The 21463-nt window shown below is 54.2% G+C and carries 17 protein-coding genes; 9 read left to right on the plus strand and 8 right to left on the minus strand.

Annotated elements, in window-relative coordinates:
• Positions 1-76 precede the first annotated feature (76 nt).
• From ACUTSW_RS00640 to ACUTSW_RS00660, 5 genes are read right to left on the minus strand one after another with little or no spacing between them, the layout of a single operon-like run.
• Entirely contained in the window at positions 77-5680 is a 5604-nt protein-coding gene (locus tag ACUTSW_RS00640; RefSeq protein WP_445583430.1) for an AAA family ATPase, read from the minus strand.
• A 30-nt stretch (positions 5681-5710) separates the two neighbouring features.
• Positions 5711-6094 (minus strand): response regulator transcription factor, encoded by a 384-nt coding sequence (locus ACUTSW_RS00645; RefSeq protein WP_445583431.1) that lies wholly within the window; start codon positions 6092-6094, stop codon positions 5711-5713.
• A gap of 23 nt (positions 6095-6117) precedes the next feature.
• A complete protein-coding gene (locus ACUTSW_RS00650) occupies positions 6118-6387 on the minus strand; it encodes a DUF1427 family protein (protein WP_062871219.1) in 270 nt (89 codons plus the stop codon).
• 1 nt (position 6388) lies between these two features.
• Complete coding sequence (locus ACUTSW_RS00655) at positions 6389-6631, minus strand: DUF1427 family protein (protein WP_434463164.1); 243 nt, start codon at positions 6629-6631, stop codon at positions 6389-6391.
• A 54-nt stretch (positions 6632-6685) separates the two neighbouring features.
• Complete coding sequence (locus ACUTSW_RS00660) at positions 6686-7372, minus strand: hydrolase (RefSeq protein WP_445583432.1); 687 nt, start codon at positions 7370-7372, stop codon at positions 6686-6688.
• A gap of 313 nt (positions 7373-7685) precedes the next feature.
• Here ACUTSW_RS00660 and ACUTSW_RS00665 point away from each other — a divergent pair, with 313 nt between their 5' ends.
• The 4 genes from ACUTSW_RS00665 to ACUTSW_RS00680 are packed head-to-tail and all read left to right on the plus strand — an operon-like array spanning position 7686 to position 12481.
• Positions 7686-9563, plus strand: coding sequence for an amidohydrolase (locus ACUTSW_RS00665; RefSeq protein WP_445583433.1), 1878 nt, complete (start codon positions 7686-7688; stop codon positions 9561-9563).
• Positions 9564-9567: 4 nt separating this feature from the next.
• Positions 9568-9996, plus strand: a complete 429-nt coding sequence (locus tag ACUTSW_RS00670) for a DoxX family protein (protein WP_006326169.1) — start codon at positions 9568-9570, stop codon at positions 9994-9996.
• Positions 9983-11611 (plus strand): MFS transporter, encoded by a 1629-nt coding sequence (locus ACUTSW_RS00675; RefSeq protein ID WP_445583434.1) that lies wholly within the window; start codon positions 9983-9985, stop codon positions 11609-11611. The genes ACUTSW_RS00670 and ACUTSW_RS00675 overlap by 14 nt, the downstream gene beginning before the upstream one ends.
• 48 nt (positions 11612-11659) lie before the next feature.
• Positions 11660-12481, plus strand: a complete 822-nt coding sequence (locus ACUTSW_RS00680) for an alpha/beta fold hydrolase (protein WP_445583435.1) — start codon at positions 11660-11662, stop codon at positions 12479-12481.
• Between the two features lie 53 nt (positions 12482-12534).
• Here ACUTSW_RS00680 and ACUTSW_RS00685 read toward each other — a convergent pair whose 3' ends face one another.
• Positions 12535-13155, minus strand: coding sequence for a response regulator transcription factor (locus ACUTSW_RS00685; RefSeq protein ID WP_445583436.1), 621 nt, complete (start codon positions 13153-13155; stop codon positions 12535-12537).
• Between the two features lie 537 nt (positions 13156-13692).
• Between ACUTSW_RS00685 and umuD the strand changes: the two genes are divergently transcribed.
• From umuD to ACUTSW_RS00705, 4 genes are all read left to right on the plus strand, one after another.
• Positions 13693-14115 carry a translesion error-prone DNA polymerase V autoproteolytic subunit gene (gene umuD / locus ACUTSW_RS00690; RefSeq protein ID WP_445583437.1) on the plus strand — a complete coding sequence of 141 codons (423 nt, stop codon included), beginning with the start codon at positions 13693-13695 and terminating at the stop codon, positions 14113-14115.
• 233 nt (positions 14116-14348) lie between these two features.
• A complete protein-coding gene (locus ACUTSW_RS00695) occupies positions 14349-15359 on the plus strand; it encodes a LacI family DNA-binding transcriptional regulator (RefSeq protein WP_062871210.1) in 1011 nt (336 codons plus the stop codon).
• Between the two features lie 138 nt (positions 15360-15497).
• On the plus strand, positions 15498-16919 hold the full coding sequence (locus ACUTSW_RS00700) for a glycoside-pentoside-hexuronide (GPH):cation symporter (RefSeq protein WP_004946181.1): 1422 nt from the start codon (positions 15498-15500) through the stop codon (positions 16917-16919).
• Positions 16920-16944: 25 nt separating this feature from the next.
• Positions 16945-18300, plus strand: a complete 1356-nt coding sequence (locus ACUTSW_RS00705) for a NosD domain-containing protein (RefSeq protein ID WP_434460536.1) — start codon at positions 16945-16947, stop codon at positions 18298-18300.
• A gap of 138 nt (positions 18301-18438) precedes the next feature.
• Here ACUTSW_RS00705 and ACUTSW_RS00710 read toward each other — a convergent pair whose 3' ends face one another.
• Positions 18439-18933 (minus strand): thioredoxin family protein, encoded by a 495-nt coding sequence (locus ACUTSW_RS00710; protein ID WP_445583438.1) that lies wholly within the window; start codon positions 18931-18933, stop codon positions 18439-18441.
• 217 nt (positions 18934-19150) lie between these two features.
• Between ACUTSW_RS00710 and dsbG the strand changes: the two genes are divergently transcribed.
• The gene (dsbG, locus tag ACUTSW_RS00715) at positions 19151-19912 is read left to right on the plus strand and encodes a thiol:disulfide interchange protein DsbG (protein ID WP_062871207.1); all 762 of its coding nucleotides are present in this window, start codon (positions 19151-19153) and stop codon (positions 19910-19912) included.
• A gap of 50 nt (positions 19913-19962) precedes the next feature.
• Here the strand turns inward: dsbG and oxlT are convergent, their stop codons facing one another.
• Complete coding sequence (gene oxlT, locus ACUTSW_RS00720) at positions 19963-21219, minus strand: oxalate/formate MFS antiporter (RefSeq protein WP_445583439.1); 1257 nt, start codon at positions 21217-21219, stop codon at positions 19963-19965.
• Positions 21220-21463 lie beyond the last annotated feature (244 nt).

Below are 21463 nucleotides of genomic sequence, written 5' to 3' on the forward strand. Positions count from 1 at the left end.
TCCGCCTCATTCGGGCCGCTTGGCTGAGACGGGCCACCGGAATTTCACCCGATGATCACGCAAATTCTTGTGCACATTACGGCTTAATCGCGCTTTCACTGCCGCTGATTGGCACCACAAAACTGAAGCAACTGCCGTAGGGTTCCGCCGCCTGCGCTTTCAGCGCGCCCCGATGGCGTTCAATAATGGCGTGGCTGATGGTCAACCCCATCCCCATTCCTTGTGCTTTTGTGGTGTAGAAAGAATCGAAAACCCGTTCCATTACGTCAGGATCCAGCCCGACGCCGTTGTCCATTATGCGTAGCTCAACCCTGCCGTCATCTGGGTTCAACGTGGTTATCCTAAGCGTTCGCGCACGATCGCTCACTTCCGACAGGGCTTCTATCGCGTTCATCACCAGGTTAATCAGCACCTGCTGGATCTGAATGCTGTCGCCAAAGATAAAGCTGTCGGCGGCCTTCAGTTCATACTCTACCGCCACGCGGCGCTGCTCAATTTCGCTGCGCGACAGGGTCATGATATGGCGGACAAGATAGTGCAGATCGATACGAGAAAAGACCGGCTCCTGCTTGCGCGTCAGGGTTTGCAGGCTGCGAATGATTTCACCTGCGCGCTGGCCTTCTGCAATGATCTCCTCCAGCCCCGTACGAATATTGTCATGCCGGACAGGGTCGTGGTTCAGCCAGCGCAGGCTTGCCCCGGCGTTCGAGACAATCGACATCAAGGGTTGATTGATTTCGTGCGCAATGGACGAGGTCAACTGGCCGACGGTGGTCGCGCGGGAAACGCGGGCCAGCTCGGCCTGGGCCACTCTGACGGCGTCTTCCGTCTGCCGCTGAGCAGTAATGTCGGTGATGGTGCCGTAGTATTCGTAGACCTCGGTGCCCACGCCGACCGGGTTACCTATGCCCAATATGTAGCGGCAAACGCCATCCGCGCTCATGATGCGAAACTCGGCCCTGAGGGGTTGCCCGTCTCTTACCCCGTCGGTGACGACGGTGCTGACTCGCGCATAGTCGTCCGGGTGAACGAAGGTAAGAAACTCGGCCATAGAAATCATTTTCTGCTTTTCGGGCAGGCCGAGAATACGGGCATATTCTTCGGACATGAACATCAGATCCTGCTCCAGCTCCCAACGCCAACTGCCGGTATGGCTGATCTGCTCGCCCAGCATCAGCGAGGTCTGGCTTGCTCTGAGCTCTTTCTCCACTCGCCTGCGCTGAATGTTCTCCTCAAGCAATTCGGCATACAGTCTTGCGGTTTCGAGCGATACTGCGGCATGCGCGCCGAGCAGGTTAACCACTTTCGAATGCTCGGCGGTGAAGATTTCAGGCATTAAGCGGTTTTCGAGGTACAACACGCCGACCAGCCGCGCCTGCTTGAACATCGGCACGCACAAAACGGCGGCGCCGGAAGTCACGAGGTAAGGATCCTGCGAGAAAGGGCTGAATTCTTCCGGCTTGCCGGTGCGTATTTCTTGCCCGGTGCGGATCACGGCGGACAGTACCGACAGCGGCATGTCGGTGGCCATCGGCACATCTTTTATAATCCGCACCCTGACGCCGTCGCTGCCGGTATAGGCGCTTGCCTCGATTTCAGGAATGTTGTTATCCAATATGCGGATCAACAGGCCGCGCTGGGCACCGGCACGTTCCAACAGCATGGTCATCAGTATCTGAATAAGCCGTTCCAGATTGATCTCTTCAGACAGGGCACGCGATGCTTTGATGACACTTTGCAGATCGCGGATTTCTTCATTCTGGGCAAAGGCGATGGTGTCATAAGGCGTTGCCTGGCCAGGGGACACCAGATGGGGATAAGCCTGTTTCAGCTGATTCACCTTGGCCTGCGCACCTGCGCGCCCCCATGCCGCCATTGCGCCCCGAAAGTGAGCATCGGCGGCAGTATGGTAGCCGCAACTGAGCGCGAAGCGACCCGCGAGTTCATGAGCCAGCGCATTGCTGGGGTTGAAACCCGAGTCCCGCGAGAGCCTTACCGCTTTTTCATACTGTTCGAGTGCAATGCTGTTCATGCCGTCAAGGCGGGCAATCTCCGCATACACCAACGCTTCTTTGTCGGCGAATGTGCCCGGATTAATGCGTGCCCAGAGCGCGATTTTGTCATGGTGCTTTTGCAGTTTTCGCCGGTGTTCAACGGAGAAGGTATCCGGTGTCAGTTGAGCGCTTAACGTCAGCGCGCTGTACAGATGCAAATCCAGCAGGTGGATATGCCCCGGCGCAGACCAGGAAAAGGACTCAGCCTGTTTCAGCGACTCTTCCGCCTGCGGGTATTCGCCGGCGACAAAATGCGTCATGCCCCGATACAGCCAGAACCAGAACATCATGGTGGACATTTGCTGCGGCGCCTGTTCCGGCGCGGTCGGCAGCAGCGAGTCAGGCAGCGCATCCATGCCGCCCCAGGCTCCTGGCGATACCCCGCGCAAATGCTCAACATAATGCCGCTGGATCAACATAATGCGCTCAACGTCCGGAAAATGGGATTTCCGCACAAAGGCCAGTCCCCGTTCGATGCTGGTCAGCACGTTATCCAGATGATCGCCGCGGCTTAAAAAGTTAATGATCTGATGACAGGCGGCAAAAGAGGCGACGGTCAGATCGCCGTGCGTCACCGCCGCCGTGAAGCAGGCTTTGGCGCATTCGGTGGTGTAGGAGAGCGGCTGGGTCCAGACGCTCAACTGATCGAGCGGCAGCAGCGTTTTCGCTTCGTAAACGCTGTAACCGTGGCGCGTCACGAGTTCACGGGCAAGTACCGCGTATTTAAAGCCCAACCGATATTCGTCATAGCGGTGACCAATCAGCACGCCAAACCAGCCCATCGCCGACGTTGAGGCGCCGGTAATGCCGTGTTCCAGCGTCAGATGCAGCATCTGGCACAGCAACATGAAGTGCAGACGTGGGCTGATGAAGCTGGCGGACAGACTGGCACGGGCCAGCAAACTCATCGCGGCTTCCGTTTCAGGACTGGCCATGAGCGGCAATTGATTGAAAATAGCGGCCGGGTTCTCACCGATACGGACGTGGAGCATTTTCCAGGCCGCCTCGCATTCCGCATCGTCGGGGTATCGGTTAAGCGTAATACCGGATACCGTCAGCCAGCTTAATGCGGTCTCCAGTGCCAGCGGGTTATCCGACTGGCGCATATGCACTTCCGCCAGCAAATTGGCCGCGGAGATTTTTTCCGCCAACCCGCCAGGCGAAGCCAGCAACCGGTCGCTCAAATGCCGCGCCGCAACCAGGTTACCCAGCAAAAACGCGCACTCGGCTTCCTCCAGCTCCAACGCGAAATCGGAGGCATTATCAGACGCAGGGCCGCCGAGTGCACGGGCGGTCTGTAGATATCGCTGTGCGGAGAGGTAGTCCCCGGAACGCTTCGCGCGGCGGGCCGCCAGCATGCTCAATTCACGAAACATTTTGCGCTGTTGCGGCGGCTGTACGCAGTCAATGGCTGCGGACACATGGTGAATGGCGCGGAACAGCATCTCATTGCCCGCCGCCTGGCGTGAAGCTTCGGCCAGCAGGCTTGCCGTCGTGAGGTGCAGATGCCCCCGTTCGCCGGCATCCAGCAGGGCGAAGGCCGCTTCCTGCACGCGATCGTGGGGGAACGTATAGGTGTCGGCAGACAGGGTAATCAACTGGGCGGTAACCGCAGGGTGCAGTTGATAGCGGATATCCGTATCGGAGAGGTTCAGGACGCGGCTAATGGTGCCAAGCTCGCCGCTGCTGCCCAGGCAGGCCAGGCTGCCTAACAGCTTGCGGGTTTCTGCGGGCATTTTCTCCAGTTGCTGCAATACCAGGCCGACGACGTTTTCGGTGTAATGACGTGCCCGAATGGTCGGCACGTCGTAATACCACTTGCCTTGATACTTGTTGTGCGTCACCAGGCCGTCATCGACGATACGTTTGAAAAACTCATGCACGAACAGTGGGTTGCCGCCGGTTTTTTCATGTATCAGACGAGCCAGGTCGAGGGTGTCGGTTGAGCGCCGCTGGAAGACGTCGGCCAGCCAACGAGCGACGGCTTTAACCGAGAGCGGCGCCGGTATGATGTCGATTTTACGTTGAGCCGCATCGCGGAGCCGGCCCAGCGCCTCAGACATCGAAAGGTTGTCCGTTGAAGAGGGATCGCGCAGGGCAACCACCAACAGTAACGGCAGCGCATCGCTGTTTTTAAGCAGATATTCCAGCACCTGCAAGCTGGCGACATCGATCCAGTGAATATCGTCAATCAGCAGCACCAGCGGACAGCCGGGGGTGGCAAAGGTATTGACCAGGCTGACTATCATAAGATTAAAGCGGGCTCGGGCATCGGTCGTCAGCGAGTCGGGGGCCTGCCGGGATTTCCGCTCCAGCAACAGACCCAGTTCCGGTACAAGGTTAATGGCCAGCCCCTCGTAACCGTCCAGCGTGCGCGCCAGGCGGGTTTTCCAGAGAGCGACATCTTCTGCCGGCAATCCCAGCAGTTTCAGGGTCAGCGCCCGGAAGGCGGAGGTCAGCACCCCATAAGGCAGCGACGATGAGAACTGGTCGACTTTACCCACGGCAAGCAGCGTGCGCCGGTTTTTCAGCTCTTTTAACGCTGAGGCGATCAGCGAGGATTTGCCGATGCCCGAAGGCCCGCTGATGACCGCCAGCGTGTGGGTTCCGCTCTGATTAACCTTGTCGAACGCGGCGACAAGCTCGCGGCTCTGTGGATGGGGGGTGTACAACGTCTCGGCGAGATGAAACTCAGGTGCACGATCCTGCAACCCGGGAGGAAAGGGCATGATGTCATTGTCATCGGTCAAGGTAGCCTGACAGCGGCGCAGGTCAGCGACCAGCCCATCGACCGTCTGGTAACGATTATCGGGCGACTTGGCCAACAACCGCAGGACCAGCGTTGAAAGCATGGCCGGTACCTGTTCGCGCAGCAGATGAGGCGGGCGTGGCTCTGAAGCGATATGGTGATGCGCCCATTCCGCCAGGCCGCCTTCGCTGAGGTCGAAGGGCAAAGAGCCGGTCAGCAGCTCATAAAAAACGATGCCAAGGCTATAGAGATCGCTGCGGCTGTCCACCGATCTTTGCGTGCGCGAGGTATGTTCGGGTGACATATAGGCGAGCGTGCCGCCAAAAAACGGCAGGCGGGTTTGTTTTAACTCTTCCGCAGTGCCCGTCGTAAGACCAAACCCGGCAAGGCGGCATGAGGTATCGCCTTGGATAAAGATGTTACCCGGCTTGATATCGCCGTGGATCAGGTTGTGCCTGTGCATCTGACGCAGTGGGGCACATATCCGGATGGCAAGCTCCAGGAAGCTGGCCATGCAGGCCATCGGCTGCCCCGTTATGCGGGCCAGGGAATCAAAGGCAAAAGACGGATAGACCAGCGCGTATCGGCCGCGATACTGCGTGCAGGCGGCGGGTTTTACCGCCCAGGCGTCGGACAGGTAGGGACGCAGCAGAAATTCATTTTTCAGCAGTTGCGTCGCGTCCGCTTCCGCCTCATCGCTGACCGCAGTGGCGAGGATGAAAGCCCCGCTCGAAAAAGGGTGCCGCCCGTTCATCCAGACGATGCAGCCCTCCTGAACCAGGGGGGTAAAAATGACATCATCCTTAAATGCAAAAAACTGCCCATCCTGAAAATCAGGAAGGGCAGCCCGGTCTGGCGGTATTAGCGGATCATTCATTAGGCTCTCTCGCAGGAAGCGGTTTTGTCATCAGGCGTTTTTATCGTCTCTCAATGCGTATTGGATCAGGCCCAGGAGCGCGTCGATGTCGATAGGCTTACGCAAAAAAGCAACGGCACCGAGTTTAAGGGCTAGCCGTTGCATATTCTCATCACCGTGGCCGGATATAAATATCACCGGTGGCGGCGTTGCGTAAGTCTTTATTTTTTCATAAAACTCGAAGCCACCCATTCCTTTTAGCTTGATGTCGATAATAACCAACGAAGCGTCTGACAGCGCGGTTTGTTCGTTTAAAAACGCCTCTGCGGATTCAAAGGCGTATGTCGTGTAACCGTCAGACTGCAGCAGGTTGATTAACCCGCTGCGGACAGAACGTTCATCATCGACAATGGCAATGCGCTGCGGCAGCATCATGCTGATATTCCTCTGACAGGTCATTACTTAAGCGGAGGGTCCTCTGTTGTCGTCTGAGCCTTGGCCGGTGGAGTTCCGCATATTTTGGGGACGCATTCATGGCGAAACCACGCCAGCGTCAGCGGCTGTCGGTTTATCAGCCGCCGGGTGACCGGGATAATCTGTTCGCCGATCAGCATCCCCAACAGGCCTAGAAGGGCAATAACCGGCGGGGCCGGTGAATGAATATTCAACGCTGCATAGATAATACCGGCCAGAAGGCCAATGGCCAGCGAAACGAGCCATGCTTTCATTTCAGTCTCCTTTCGCAGGGCAGGTTACAGTGGAAGAGGCCGCCGTGCCGGGCGGTGTCTGACAAAGCCGAGTGTTGGCGGTCTGCTCCGGTTGCAGCACCTGTCCCATCAAGCTTTCGCCGGCCAGCATTCCCAGTAGCCCCACCAGCGCCAGCGCCGGGGGAGCCGGCGAGCGGACTTTAAGCAGCCCATAGAGCAGGCCAATAAGGACGCCGACGGAAAGGGAAATTAATCCTGCGCTCATCATTATCTCCTGGGATGAAGCCGGCCGGGCTTTGTACCGGCCGGCTTCCCGCGGTTAGCGGGCGGCGACCGGCGCCAGAGTGTGGTGCTCGCTCTTCTGACGTGAAGGCGCTTTGTGCACCATGGTATAGGCATAATCCACGCCCATGCCGTAAGCGCCCGAATGCTCTCTCACGATATCCATCACCGCGTTGTAGGTCTCTTTGTGCGCCCAGTCACGTTGCCATTCCAGCATCACCTGCTGCCAAGTTACCGGGATCACGCCGGCCTGAATCATGCGCTGCATAGCATAATCGTGCGCTTCTTTAGAGGTGCCGCCTGACGCATCAGCCACCATATAGATTTCATAGTCGCCTTCCAGCATGGCGCACAGGGCAAAGCTGTTGTTGCAGACTTCGGTCCACAGGCCGGCAACCACCACTTTTTTCTTGCCGTTGGCGGCCAGCGCGTCACGCACTTTTTGATCGTCCCATGAGTTCATCGAGGTCCGCTCGAGGATGTCTTTGCCAGGGAACACGTCCAGCAGTTCCGGATAGGTATTACCTGAGAAGCTCTCGGTTTCAACGGTTGTAATGAGGGTTGGAATGTTGAATACCTTCGCGGCTTTCGCCAGGGCAACGGTGTTGTTTTTCAGCACCTGGCGGTCAATCGATTGCACGCCAAAAGCCATCTGAGGCTGGTGGTCGATGAAAATAATCTGACAGTTGGCAGGCGTAAGGACTTCGAGCTTAGAGGTTGTCATAAAAATACCCTTGGGATGAGGTTAAAAGTAACAAGGCCGTCACGCCGTTGGCGCAGCGACAGAGCCGAAAGCTACCGGGTGGTAAACGCTATCAACGGGTTGAATGTTAGGCTGGGGTGGGGGGCAAAACTATTATCTGTTGGTATAACTAACCTTTCGTATACCTATACTTTGGTATATCTATCCCTTTGTATAACTGGTCTTTTCCCATTCCTATTCCATAATCCTTTCAATTCGCGCCGCTCTGAAAAGGCCGCGCACGTTGTGTCCGGCGGCTTTGTGCCTGAACCGGACGTCTCAGACAGGAGGACCTATGGTTTCGCTGGGCAAAGCTGATTTGATACTGGTTAACGGGCAGTTTCATACTGTCGATCGCGAAAACCCGCTGGCGGAAGCCGTGGCGATCCGCGAGGGCAAGTTCCTTGAAGTCGGTACCGTCGCTGAAGTGATGCAGCACCACTGCGAAGGCACGAAAGTGGTGGATCTTAAAGGGCACACTGCGGTTCCGGGGCTTAATGACTCACACCTTCACTTGATCCGCGGTGGCCTGAACTACAACCTTGAATTGCGCTGGGAAGGCGTGCCGTCGCTGGCGGATGCCTTGCGGATGTTGAAAGATCAGGCGCTGCGTACGCCATCGCCACAATGGGTGCGCGTGGTGGGCGGCTGGACGGAGTTCCAGTTTGCCGAGCGCCGCATGCCAACGCTGGATGAGATCAACGAAGCGGCGCCGGACACCCCGGTGTTTATTCTTCATCTTTACGATCGCGCACTGCTCAATCGCGCAGCATTGAGAGTGGTGGGCTATACCAAAGACACGCCCAACCCGCCAGGCGGCGAAATTCAGCGCGACGGCAACGGCAACCCGACCGGCATGCTGATTGCGCGCCCTAACGCGATGATCCTCTACGCCACATTGGCCAAAGGGCCGAAGTTGCCGCTGGAACAGCAGGTGAACTCGACCCGTCAGTTCATGCGTGAACTGAACCGTCTGGGCCTGACCAGCGCCATCGATGCCGGCGGCGGTTTCCAGAACTACCCGGAAGACTACCAAGTGATCGCCGAACTGCATGAGAAAAAGCAGATGACGCTGCGCATCGCTTACAACCTGTTTACCCAGCGGCCGGGGCATGAACTGGAAGATTTCGAAAAATGGACCGACATGTTGACGCCGGGCCAGGGCAGCGACTTCTTCCGCCATAATGGCGCAGGTGAAATGCTGGTGTTTTCCGCCGCGGACTTCGAAGACTTCCTGGAACCGCGTCCGGATTTGGCGCCAGGCATGGAAGACGAACTGGAGCGTGTCGTACGCCACCTGGTCGAGCATCGCTGGCCATTCCGCCTGCATGCGACCTATAACGAATCCATCAGCCGCATGCTGGACGTGTTTGAAAAAGTCAACCGCGAGATCCCGTTCAATGGTCTGCACTGGTTCTTTGACCATGCGGAAACCGTGACCCAGAAAAACATCGATCGGATCAAGGAGCTTGGCGGCGGCATCGCCGTGCAGCACCGTATGGCCTTCCAGGGCGAATACTTTGCCGAGCGTTACGGCATTGAAGCGACCCGCCACACGCCACCGGTGGCCCGCATGTTGGAAACCGGCGTGCCGGTGGGGTTGGGAACGGACGCCACCCGCGTGGCCAGCTACAACCCGTGGACGGCGCTTTACTGGCTGGTTTCCGGCCGCACCCTGGGCGGCATGCAGATGTATGACGCCAATGCGCGTCTGGATCGCGATACCGCGCTGATGCTGTGGACGCAGGGTAGCGCCTGGTTCTCCAGCGAGCAGGGCAAAAAAGGGCAGATCAAAGTGGGCCAACTGGCGGACATGGCGGTACTCAGCAAGGATTACTTCTGCGTACCTGAAGAAGAGATCAAGGGCATCGAATCCGTGCTGACGGTGGTCGGTGGCGACATCGTTTATGCCGCCGGCACGTTCGGGCCGTTGGCGCCACCGTCCATTCCGGTGTTGCCGGATTGGTCGCCGGTGGTGAAGGTGCCGGGTCACTACCGCAGCGCACCGCCGGTAGCGAATGCACGCGTGGGCATGATGTCACAGGCGCATCATTGCAGCGGCCCTTGTGGGGTACATACCCACAATCATGATATTGCCCGCGGTTCCAGCGTACCCGTTGCAGATGACAATGCATTCTGGGGCACGCTTGGCTGCAGCTGCTTTGCGTTTTAATCCTATGAAAACGTCATCTGCATTTTTCATCGCGCCCCGGATCGATCTGGGGCTGTTCTTCCTGCGCCTGACCGGAAGCCTGCTCTTGCTGCATGTGCATGGTTTGCCGAAGGTGTTTAATTTCAGCGAAGAACTGACACGCATCGAAGATCCTTTTGGCTTCGGACCTTACATGAGCCTGTTGCCCGCCATTCTGGCGGAAGTGGTCTGCCCGGTGTTCATTATTCTGGGGTTCGGTACGCGTATCGCCTGTCTGCCCATTATCGGCGTGCTGCTGGTGGCGATGCTGTTCGTGCACCCAGGTTGGTCTATCGCCGAAGGGCAATTCGGCTGGCTGCTGCTGATCATCTTTACCACGCTGGCGATAACCGGGCCGGGTAAGTGGCGTATCGGTGCAGACAGGCCGCTGGAGAGGCGTTATGACGCAGATTAATGATATTCACAGCATCACAGCTGAAGCGCTGAAAGAGGTGCCGGCGGTGAACGCATCGCCGTGGCAACCGCTACGTCAACGCGTGTTCCGCATGCTGTGGATAGCCACCGTCGTTTCCAATATCGGTTCATGGATGAACGATATTGGGGTGAACTGGACCATGCTGACGCTCAGTGCCGATCCGCTGTCCGTCGCCATGGTCCAGGTGGCCAGCAGCTTGCCGATGTTTCTGTTTGCGCTGCCTTCCGGGGTGATGGCGGATATTGTCGATCGCCGTAAATACCTGCTGTTTTCGCAGGTCTGGGTGTTTATCGCCGCGGCCGGGCTGACCCTTTTGTCGGTGACGGGCCACGTCACCCCTAGCGTGTTGTTGGTTGCGGCCTTCCTGCTGAGCACCGGTGCGGCCATGAGTTCGCCGCCGTTCCAGGCCATTGTGCCTGATTTGGTCAGCAAAAATGAGATGGGGCCGGCCATTGCGCTCAATTCATTGGGCATCAACATCAGCCGCGCCATCGGCCCGGCGTTGGGGGGCCTGATTCTTTCCTTCGCCGGCCCCTGGATGGTGTTTTTGCTCAACGCCATCTCGGTGCTGGGCGTAGCTTGGGTGCTCTACCGCTGGAAGGCGGAACCGAGCGTTCAGCGCCTGCCGCCCGAGCACTTTTTCTCCGCCGTTCGCGCCGGGTTTCGCTATGTACATGCCGCACCGGTTTTGCGCAATGTGCTGGTTCGTACGGTAGCTTTTTTCACGTTCGGCAGTGCGGGCTGGGCTTTGCTGCCGCTGGTCGCGCGACGTGAACTTGGGCTTGGTCCGGGCGGTTACGGGATCATGCTGGCCTTTATCGGCGTAGGGGCCATCTTCGGTGCGGTGTTACTGCCTCGCTTGCGTAAGTCCTTCAACCCGGATCGGCTGATGGTGCTGGCAAGCCTGCTGTTTGCCGTCACGATGCTGGCGTTGGCGTTTGTCCGTAACGTCTGGCTGCTCAACGCGTTTGAATTTTTCACCGGTTTTTCCTGGATAGCGGTGCTGTCTACGTTGAACCTCGGCGCACAGCGCAGCGCGGCGAAATGGGTGAAAGCACGCGCGTTGGCGGTGTATCTGACCGTCTTCTTCGGCTCCATGACCGCCGGCAGCGCCATTTGGGGACAGTTGGCCTCGCATTTCGGCATTCCCGTTTCACTGTGCGTGGCCGCGTTGGGTATGGTGTTGGCCAGCACCACGGTTTACCGCTGGCGTTTGGACCAGGATCCCGACCTGAACCTGGACATCAGTACGGAACAGGGCGCCACGCCTGAGTTGGATGTGCGCCATGACCGTGGGCCGGTGATGGTGAGCTACGAATATTTGGTTACGGCAGAGGATGCGCGCGCCTTCACGGTATGCATGCAGGACATGCGGCGCGTCAGGCGGCGCGGCGGCGCCATCAACTGGTCCGTGTATGAGGACATCCTTCAGCCCGGCGTTTTTGTCGAGACGTTTGTGGTCGGTTCCTGGATGGAGTACCTGCGCCAGCAGGAGCGTTACACCATGAATGACCAGAAAATACAAAACCGTATTTGTGCATTTCATCAGGGCGAAACACTGCCGCTGATCCGTTATCTGGTGGCGCCGGTTTAACCGGGTCCGTCAGCCTCTGAGTTTATAAACACTGCCAAGGGGTCTGTTATGAGCACGATTAAAACGAACGACGGTACGCAGATTTACTACAAAGACTGGGGGAAGGGGAAGCCGGTGCTGTTCAGCCACGGCTGGCCGCTGGACGCGGATATGTGGGACAGCCAGCTAAACTTTCTGGCTGAACGCGGCTACCGTGTCATTGCGTTCGACCGCCGCGGTTTTGGCCGTTCAGATCAGCCCTGGACCGGCTATGACTACGACACTTTCGCATCGGACATCAATGAACTGATCACGCAGCTTGATCTGCAGGACGTCACGCTGGTGGGCTTTTCTATGGGCGGTGGCGACGTGGCCCGCTACATCGGCCGCTACGGCAGCGCACGCGTGTCCGGTCTGGTGTTGTTAGGCGCGGTTACGCCAATGTTTGGCAAAAGCGAAACGCATCCGCAAGGCGTGGACTTGTCCGTTTTCGAAGGGATCCGCAATGGGTTACGTAAAGACCGCGCCCAGTTCATCAGCGATTTCAACGTGCCCTTTTACGGCATCAATGCCGGCCAGACGATCTCTGAAGGCGTATTGACCCAGACCCTGAACATTGCTTTGCTGGCATCGCTGAAGGGGACCATCGAGTGCGTGACTGCGTTCTCGGAAACCGACTTCCGTGACGATATGCTGAAGATTGATGTGCCTACGCTGGTGATCCACGGCAGCAACGATCAAGTCGTTCCGATTGACGTCACCGGTAAAGTGGCCGCTGAAACGATCCCTGGCGCTGAACTGAAGGTGTATGACAATGCGCCTCACGGCTTTGCCGTAACGCATCAGGACCGGTTAAACGACGATCTCCTGGCGTTTTTACAGGCTCGCTAAGCAAAATGGCTCATGTGCGGGGTTCCCTGTATGCCTGCACATGAGCCGATTTGTCAGGATGCTTTGGATTTACTGAGATTTAACCGCTCGGCATGACGCACCAAATCCGCGAGAGAACGCACCTGCATTTTATCCATCACCCGGCGACGATGTACCTTGACCGTAATTTCACTGACGCCCAGCTCTGCGGCAATCTGTTTATTCATCAAGCCTTTAATCGTCAGCTCCAGCACTTCCTGTTCGCGCGGCGTCAGCGTGAGGTGCCGCTGTTTCAGTTCGTAATGCTCGCGCAACTGATCTGAATTTTCCTCGGCCAGATTGAGGGCTTCCTGAACCGCCTTCAGCAGATCGTCGGAAGCGACCGGCTTGGTCAAAAACTCATGCGCACCGGCTTTCATCGCCTGTACCGACAGCGGGATGGTGCCGTAGCCGGTAAGGAAGATCACCGGCATTTCCCGGCCGCTCGCTTTCAGCGCCTCGGTTACCTCGAAACCATCTCCGGTCGGCATGCGCATATCCAGAATGATACAGCCGGGTATGGCGGGAAAGGAGTGTGAAAGAAAGGCTTCTGCACAGTCAAAATCAACGGCACTGTAGCCGGCAGAGTTTAACAGCCTGACAATAGATTGCCTGACTGAATGGTCATCATCGACGACATAAACGACATGTTCCATAGCTTGCCTCTGCAATTACGCCCTGAAACCGGGCATGTACCCAAGGGAATCCCACGCAGCCCGCCGTTCTTCGGCCGGCAAATGCGCTCGTGCTACCCCCTAATTAACCCGATCCGGATGTCAAAATGAAGACATGGCGGGGGATAATCAGGCTGCTCTGCGCTGCAGGCCATTCAGGCTGGGGTTACACCTCAATGAAAAAGATAAAGACTTGTAGTTTAGACGATGAACACAGAGCGATCATATCAGTGCGAAGGTCTGCTCATCGGTGAGCAGACCGGCTGAAATGATAGGCAAATCGAGAATAAACTGATCAATTTTTAGTGAAAAATCATACTATTATAGCTATGGCGTGCTCTTGCAGTAAAGGTGTTTACTGATGCCTGAGGGGGAAAATGCAGATAGGTTGCCGGCCGGCCAGGGCAGCTAAATTTCCCACGGCATCAATCGGTTCCCGGGATCCTCAAGTAAACAACTTGAACGCGATAAATTCTTTGCGATACTGTATAAAAATACAGTTAAGTGAGGTTGTTCATTATGTTGTTCATTTCCCCTTCCGAAGACAATAAAACCACGCCGGCACTGCCGCTGTTTGTCGATCCCGTGGCTTGCGGTTTCCCTTCTCCGGCGCAGGATTATGTGGAAGCCCGGCTGGATATCGGCAAACTGCTGGTGCGGCACCCCAACGCCACTTACTTTGTGCGCGCCAGCGGCGATTCGATGGTCGAGGGCAACATCAAGGATGGCGATCTGCTGATCGTCGACAGTTCACTGCGGGCGGAGCACGGGAACATTGTCATTGCCGCCATCGACGGCGAGTTCACGGTGAAGAAGTTGCAGCGCCACCCCGATCTGCGGCTGCTGCCGATGAACCCGGCTTATTCGCCGATCGTCTTCGGTGACGAAGACGCGCTGGAGATCTTCGGCGTGGTCACCTTTATTGTCTATGCTGCGGTGTGAGGGGGAAATTAAAAGTCCCGGCCTGGAGGACCTGCGCATCAAACCAGAAGGACAGCGTTCCGAACCTGCTGGCGGCCCAAAGTTCTATTGACTCAACAAAACCCCGCGATAGATAAAATTGAGAGCGCAAACCGTGGTTTGATGTAACACAACGACATGTGAACTGGCTTGCATTTTCAACTCCCGTCACACTTTATAGTGAGTTCCATTGTTAGGGAGACGCATTAATCATTATGGCATCCATTAAAGACGTAGCAAAAAAAGCCGGGGTCTCTACCGCCACCGTATCGCGGGTTTTAAATAACCACCCCAGCGTAGTGGCGGAAACACGCAAGGCGGTGCGTGATGCGATGGATTATCTTTGTTATGTGCCAAGCAAGAGCGCCTTTCAACTTAGCGGCAAATGTTCCGGGTTGATTGGCGTGGTATTGCCTAATCTGGTTAACCCTCACTTCTGTGAGCTGCTGGCGACATTTGAAGAAGAGGCCAGATACATTGGTAAGTCGGTTATCGTTAAAACGCATCAGAATCAACCGCAGCAGGATAAGCAAATTATCCATACCTTGGTTGGCATGGGGATCGACAGCCTGCTGTGGGTACCGACAGAAGTGGAAGCTGAACTCTCTGAGTGGTTAACGATCACCAACATTCCGGTGGCAGTCGTAACGCAGGTTTCCCGTTTTTTTAACTCCGTATCAATTAACCAAGGTAAAGGCGCGGAAAGTATTGCGGAACATTTCATGCAAACGGGGCATACCTCATTTGGTTTTGTTGCTCAGGAAGGTGTCGATAATCGAAAAGTGTCTTCCTACAGTAAAAAAATCAGCAGCCATGGTCTGGCTCTAGCCAAAGAGAACCAGTTCTGGATAACCAAAGGCGTGGGAGAAAAAATATCAGGCCATATAAATATACTTGATGTCATCATCGAAAAATTAACGAAGCAGCATAAAACCTGTTCCTGTCTTTTAGTTTATAACGATGTCGCCGCCAGTTATATTATTGATGGGTTAAAAGAAAAAGGCGTTGCGGTACCTCAGAATATTGCCATCGCCAGTTTCGACAACACCCTATTGGCGCAAACAAAAAAGATCACCAGCATGGCACAACCGATAAGCGAAATTGCTCATCTGGCCTTTCAAATGGTGAAAAATCAAGTTAGGCAGGAAAGTATCGAAATGCATGAAATTGTCTCACGATTAATTATACGAGAGAGCAGCGTTAATATTCACATCACTACCCTGTAATTCGATTCAGGTTTAGCCAAGGTGCAACTGTTTGCGCCAGGGATTCCTTTTAACAAAAAACGATGAAAGTGCTGGCGTTGATGGCTGGAACACGGCCCGTGCTTTGTATTCATGACTGCGCAATAAAGAGGTGGGTTTATGTCTGCTACCGCAATAGAAAAGCAAAGCGCTTACGAAAAGCTGAGCCTGAAAGAAAAGGTGGGGTACGGTATGGGGGATGCCGGATCCTGCATGATTTGGAGCGTGCTGGCGCTGTACCTGACATGGTTCTATACCGATGTGTATGGCTTGGATCCCGGGATTGTGGGCACATTATTTCTGGTCATCCGCATTTTTGACGCCTTTAGCGATCCGGTCATGGGCGCTATTTGCGACCGCACCAAAAGCCGCTGGGGTAAATTTCGGCCCTGGCTGTTGTGGATGGCGCTGCCGTTTGGTCTGGGTGCCGTCGTGATGTTCACCACACCAGACCTGAGCATGAACGGAAAAATCATTTATGCATGGGTAACTTATCTGGTGATGTCGTTGATCTATACGGCAATCAATATTCCCTATTGCTCGGTAGCGGGCGTCATTACATTGAACCAGAAAGAACGCATGGGTTGTCTGTCATGGCGTTTCTTCCTGAACGGCCTGGCGACGCTTATCGTCTCTTCTTCCATCCTGCCCCTGACCGACTGGCTGGGTAATGGCGACCGGGCTTCCGGTTTCCAGATGACGATGATGATCATGGGCGGCGCTGCGACCTTAATGTTCCTGTTCTGCTTCTCCAGTATCAAGGAACGCGTCGTTTCGATTAAAGCCAACGACAGCTTAATGCGGGATCTGAAAGACATCGCCAAAAATGACCAATGGCTACTGATGATTTCGATTACCTTCCTGAATGTCTTCCCGGCTTTTATTCGCGGAGCGGTCACTATCTATTACGCCACCTACGTAATGCAGGCCTCAGTAGGATTTATCACCTTTTTTATGGCGCTCGGCGTCGCCAGCAATATGCTGGGTAGCGTGATTGCCAAGCCGCTCACCGATCGCTTCGATAAAATAAAATTGTTCCGCATTATCAACATCATTCTCGGCATCCTGTCCTTTGCGTTATGGTTTGTCGACCCGAAATCGCTGACACCGCTGTTAACGCTGTTTATCGTCATCAATATTCTGCATTTAATCCAGTCGGGCCCCATTCTGTGGGCAATGATGTCCGACGTTGACGACTACGGCGACTGGAAATTCGGTAAACGCCTGACCGGTATCTCCTTCGCCGGCAACCTGTTTATGTTGAAAATGGGGCTGGCGGTGGCCGGCGCGATCGTTGCCTGGATACTGTCGTTTACCGGGTATATTGCCAATAAACCGGCACAGAATACGGAGACGATTCAGGGCATTATCATGATGTTCTCGTTACTGCCCATGGTGAGTTATTTCATCAGCGCGTTTATGGTGCGCTACTTCAAGCTGAATAATGCGCTCCTCGAAAAAATCAAAGTCGATCTTGCAAAGCGTGAGCTGGAGAACGGTCGGGGCCAATCACTGGAATATAAAGACGTTCCTGTCCTTTAATGTCATCTTATAAGAGGTTTAATTAATGGCGAGTGAAAATTACTACGATGTAACAGAATGGAATGTGGGTAATCCGTATGAGGATATTGGCGAGGTAATTAATAGCATTATCGCGGATGTTAAAAGCAGGCAAACGGACGTTGATATGAATGAAGGTGGTAAACCAGGCGCCGTTATCTATATCCCGCCAGGTGACTATCATCTTACTACGCAGGTGGTTATTGACATCAGCTATCTGAAAATTGCGGGTTCTGGTCATGGTTTCACCTCTTCAAGTATTCGTTTTAATACTCCGGAGAGTGAGCTGGCAAACTGGCACGAAGTGTGGCCGGGGGGCAGCAGAATACAGGTGGGCATATCGTCAGCGGCTGACGATGAGGAGCATGCAGGAGCCGCGTTTTATGTTCGGCGTGATGGCGCACCCCGAATTAGCTCGGTAGAGTTTGCTGACTTTTGTATTGATGGTTTACATTTTTTGGATGATGGTTCAGGAAACAATGATCCAGAAAATAGCTACACAAACGGGAAAACAGGTATTTATATTGCCAGTGCTCAAGACTCATTCCGGATTACCGGTATGGGGATGGTGTATTTGGAGCATGGGGTGACTATTTATAATGCAGATGCGCTGGATATTCATGATAATTTCATCGCTGAATGCGGAAACTGTATAGAGCTACGGGGTTCGGGGCAGGCGTCAAAAGTGACCGATAATCTGATAGGCGCTGGTTATAAAGGCTACTCAATTTATGCTGAGAATTTTGGTGGGCTTTTAATTACGGCCAACAATATTTTCCCACGGGGTAAAAGCAGCGTCCATTTTTCTGGCGTAGTGCGCTCAGCTATCTCCAGCAATAGATTTCATTCATTTTACCCGGGAATGGTGGTGCTCCAGGGAAACTGCTCGGAAAATTTGGTTTCTTCAAATCACTTTTTACGTGACCGTGAACCCTGGCCTCCTATGCAGGCATACAACAATGGCTTGGATGATTTGTATGGCATTCTCTATATCAGTGGTGACAATAACTCTGTGATTGCCAATCATATTTCTGAAACGATAGGTACCCAGTATGTCACGCCCCCTGGTGCAACACCTGTAATAATACGTATCGCTTCGGGGCAGGGAAATTATATTTCTGGCAATCATATTGTTGCCACTACCGAAGCGTCGGAGGTGCAGGCTATAGCAACGGGGTCTTGTTTCGCTACGCAAGTGGGCGCTTTGCTGGCTACCGATCAATTGAAGGCGCTTGACGTGACCACCGTACTGATAGAAAACGAATCGGTTAAAAATACGGTTCTTGATTCGGGAAGCAACGCACAGGTTGTTATGGACAAGGCTGTAAATGCATTCAGAGCCACGCCAATGCCAGGGGTATAAATCGTCTATTCAAAAAAGCCCTGCAAATAAGCAGGGCTAAGACTCTTATTGATATTACTCGTTTTTTATTAGTATCCGGTGCCACCCAGCACCAGGCTCACTCGCCTGGCGTTGTTTGATCGGGTTTTCTGGCGATCCTCAGCCCTGAGGAAAAATTGAAGTCACTTCACGGGCGGTATCGGCCAGAAGTTCGCCGTTTTTGTAACTTTCGGTCACTTCTCCGTTCTTGCCGATGGCGGTTTTAGGCCGTTCAATAAACTGCCCCAGCGGAGTCGCATTCTCATCCAGTACCACCGCAAACGGAATTTTGACTTTATCGACACCAAAGTGTGCTTTAAAGACGGCTTCCGCCTTATCGCGCGTAACTATGCCCAAACGAATAGCCGGTGTTGACGCGGCAACGGCATGGATAACGGGCAAGTTTTTATGGCAGTCGGGGCACCACATTTCAGCCGCAACCAGAATGCTGTATGAACCCGGAAGCCGTGACAACTTATTGATGACATCGTCAGGTAATGCCCCTGTGGCAAGCACCTCAAAATGTCGCAATGCCTTGCTGTCTTCTTCTGTTCCGCCGGCAACAAATTCGCCGTAACCCGATGCGGCATCAAGCAGTGCTTTGAAATCTTGCATGTATTCTCCTTAGGTATTAACTGGCACTCGGCATCACATCACTCTGGCAATGATAAAGGCCAATGGGATCTGTTTTGCCATTCTACCTCAGCCAAACGGGGCAGGAGAATTTGTTGCTATGAGACAGAGGCGAGTGTTGCCGTTTAGCGAGTGACGGGAGGAGCGGTGGTTTGTGATATAAAGGCCCACAACGAGTACCTATTATAAGGAGATAAGAGTGAACAAATACCTCCTCGCGTTATCTGCTGTGCTTATCGGCACGCAGGTTCAGGCTGCAACGCCTGCTGCGCTTCCCGCACCGGTCAAACAACTGGAAAAACAAGGTATTGAAATCATCAAACCCTTCACCGCGCCAGGTGGCGTTCAGGGGTGGTTGGGCAAATATCAAGGAACGGGGGTGACAATTTATCTGACCCCCGACAAGAAGCATGCCATATCAGGTTATATGTACGATGAGAACGGCAGTAACCTGAGCGAAAAAGTCATACAAGAAGAGATTTACATCCCTGCCGGTCGGGAGATGTGGCAAAGGCTCTTAAAAGCGCCAGGCATCCTGGAAGGCAGCGATAAGGCAAATTGCCAGATTGTCGTGTTTGCCGATCCTTTTTGCCCTTACTGTAAAACGTTCAGGCAGGAAGTGCAGCCCTATATCAAAGACAATAAAATCGCCATGAAAACGCAGTTGGTCGGTGTCATGCAGCCCGACAGCGGCCGTTACGCGGCGGCGATATTGGCTTCCGACAACCCCGCGAAGGTGTGGCAGGATTTCGAACTGTCTGGCGGCAAAAGCAAGCCGGCACTCCTGGAAAAAACGCCGCAACCGATTTTTTCTCAGATCCAGTACAACCAGAAATTGATGGACGATCTGGGCGCCAACGGCACACCGGCGATTTATTATCTGAACCATGCCAACGTGCTTCAACAGATCGCCGGTCTGCCGGATAAAGAGCAAATGGCCAATCTTGTGGCTTGTAAATAGTTCGCATGCCATTTGCAGGGTGACCGCGGCTCAGATCACCCTGCTTATTATCAGCCGTGTTGGCGCATAAAGCGTGAGCGCCAGGGTTTCAGCACCCAAAGGGCCAGTGCGGCGGTGATAAAATCAAAGGAAATCGCCATACCAAAAACAACGTGCCATCCTTGCGTATGCTGATAAAGCAGTGCCGCCAATGGGCCGCCAAAAATAGAGCCGATCCCTTGCGACATGTACAGCCAGCCATAGTTTGCGGTGGCGTTTTGGCTGCCGAAGGTATCGGTTAATGTTGAAGGGAACAAAGAAAATATCTCCCCCCAACCAAAAAACACCACTCCGGAAAGTAAAACGAATAACAGTGGGTCCTCACGGCACATCAACCACAGCGTCATTGCGACACCTTCGAGCGCAAAGGCGATAAACATGGTTTTTTCCCGTCCATAGCGGTCGGAAATAAAACCGAACAGCGGGCGAGTCAGCCCATTGGTGAAGCGGTCCAGGGTTAACGCCAGGGGCAGTGCCGCCAAGCCAAAAACCACCGCCTGACTGATGCCAAAATCTTCAGCGAAAATAGCCATCTGTGACGTCACCATCAACCCAGAGGTGGACATCATTGCCATCATGACAAACATCAGCCAGAACAGAGGCTGACGCAGCATTTCTTTTGACGTGAACTGACGTTTGCTCTGCTCCAGCCTGGTGCTGGCCGGCTGCAAGTCAACATTGACCGGTACTTTCAACCCTTGGCTGGCCAGAAAGCCCACCAGGGCAAAGAGGCCGCCGAAGACCATCATGGTCTGCTCCAGGCCGTAGCTGCCCAGAGAAATGCTGATGGGGAAGGTGGTTAAAATCGCCCCCATGCCATATCCGGCAGCCACGGCTCCGGCCGCAAAGCCGCGCTGTTGCGGAAACCACTTAACCATCAACCCAACGACGCCGATGTACACAATGCCGGTACCCAGCCCACCGAGACAGCCATAAACCAGATAGAACTCAGTCAGGTTGCTGATCTGGGATGAAATAATCCAGCTAAATCCCGAAAGCAGCGTGCCGATGGAGATTAATAGCCGTGGTCCAAAGCGATCGATAAGTTTGCCCTGGAAGGGCGAGAAGAACGTTTGCAATATGATGAGCAGCGAAAAGGTGACCTGTAACGCGGGCAGATCAACGCCCAGCTTGGCCGACAGTGATTTGGTCAATAATGTCCAGACATATTGCGGGCTGGAAATCGCCGCCATACAGATCAATCCCAAAAGGAGTTGTGTCCACCGCTGATTACTTTTTTCTATTACTGACTCGCTGACTAGGGTCATTTAAATCTCCCAAGGTATAAGTGTTGTATCTGCCGATGCAGATGAATGAGCATTAAGCGTGCCAGGATAAAAAATAAATAATAAATTCTTTATTTAACAAGGTGATGGATGTTTTTTATAATTTCATTTTAAATTTGGCTGGAAGGAGAGGGTGAAGATATTTCGCACGGGTATAGTGCAACTGGACAATGTTAGTGCGGCATTAATCAATGTAATTAATAGGTTAAGTATAATTTTTTCTGAA

Source organism: Serratia sp. TSA_198.1 (assembly GCF_052686505.1).

Bases quoted from the DNA above. Each gene is read 5' to 3' on its own strand.
- ACUTSW_RS00670 (WP_006326169.1), top strand. From the start codon at position 9,568: ATGAAAACGTCATCTGCATTTTTCATCGCGCCCCGGATCGATCTGGGG.
- umuD (WP_445583437.1), top strand. From the start codon at position 13,693: ATGTTGTTCATTTCCCCTTCCGAAGACAATAAAACCACGCCGGCACTG.
- ACUTSW_RS00645 (WP_445583431.1), bottom strand. From the start codon at position 6,094: ATGATGCTGCCGCAGCGCATTGCCATTGTCGATGATGAACGTTCTGTC.
- oxlT (WP_445583439.1), bottom strand. From the start codon at position 21,219: ATGACCCTAGTCAGCGAGTCAGTAATAGAAAAAAGTAATCAGCGGTGG.
- ACUTSW_RS00655 (WP_434463164.1), bottom strand. From the start codon at position 6,631: ATGAGCGCAGGATTAATTTCCCTTTCCGTCGGCGTCCTTATTGGCCTG.
- ACUTSW_RS00710 (WP_445583438.1), bottom strand. From the start codon at position 18,933: ATGCAAGATTTCAAAGCACTGCTTGATGCCGCATCGGGTTACGGCGAA.
- ACUTSW_RS00700 (WP_004946181.1), top strand. From the start codon at position 15,498: ATGTCTGCTACCGCAATAGAAAAGCAAAGCGCTTACGAAAAGCTGAGC.
- ACUTSW_RS00695 (WP_062871210.1), top strand. From the start codon at position 14,349: ATGGCATCCATTAAAGACGTAGCAAAAAAAGCCGGGGTCTCTACCGCC.
- ACUTSW_RS00675 (WP_445583434.1), top strand. From the start codon at position 9,983: ATGACGCAGATTAATGATATTCACAGCATCACAGCTGAAGCGCTGAAA.
- ACUTSW_RS00680 (WP_445583435.1), top strand. From the start codon at position 11,660: ATGAGCACGATTAAAACGAACGACGGTACGCAGATTTACTACAAAGAC.
- ACUTSW_RS00640 (WP_445583430.1), bottom strand. From the start codon at position 5,680: ATGAATGATCCGCTAATACCGCCAGACCGGGCTGCCCTTCCTGATTTT.
- ACUTSW_RS00665 (WP_445583433.1), top strand. From the start codon at position 7,686: ATGGTTTCGCTGGGCAAAGCTGATTTGATACTGGTTAACGGGCAGTTT.
- ACUTSW_RS00650 (WP_062871219.1), bottom strand. From the start codon at position 6,387: ATGAAAGCATGGCTCGTTTCGCTGGCCATTGGCCTTCTGGCCGGTATT.
- ACUTSW_RS00705 (WP_434460536.1), top strand. From the start codon at position 16,945: ATGGCGAGTGAAAATTACTACGATGTAACAGAATGGAATGTGGGTAAT.
- ACUTSW_RS00660 (WP_445583432.1), bottom strand. From the start codon at position 7,372: ATGACAACCTCTAAGCTCGAAGTCCTTACGCCTGCCAACTGTCAGATT.
- ACUTSW_RS00685 (WP_445583436.1), bottom strand. From the start codon at position 13,155: ATGGAACATGTCGTTTATGTCGTCGATGATGACCATTCAGTCAGGCAA.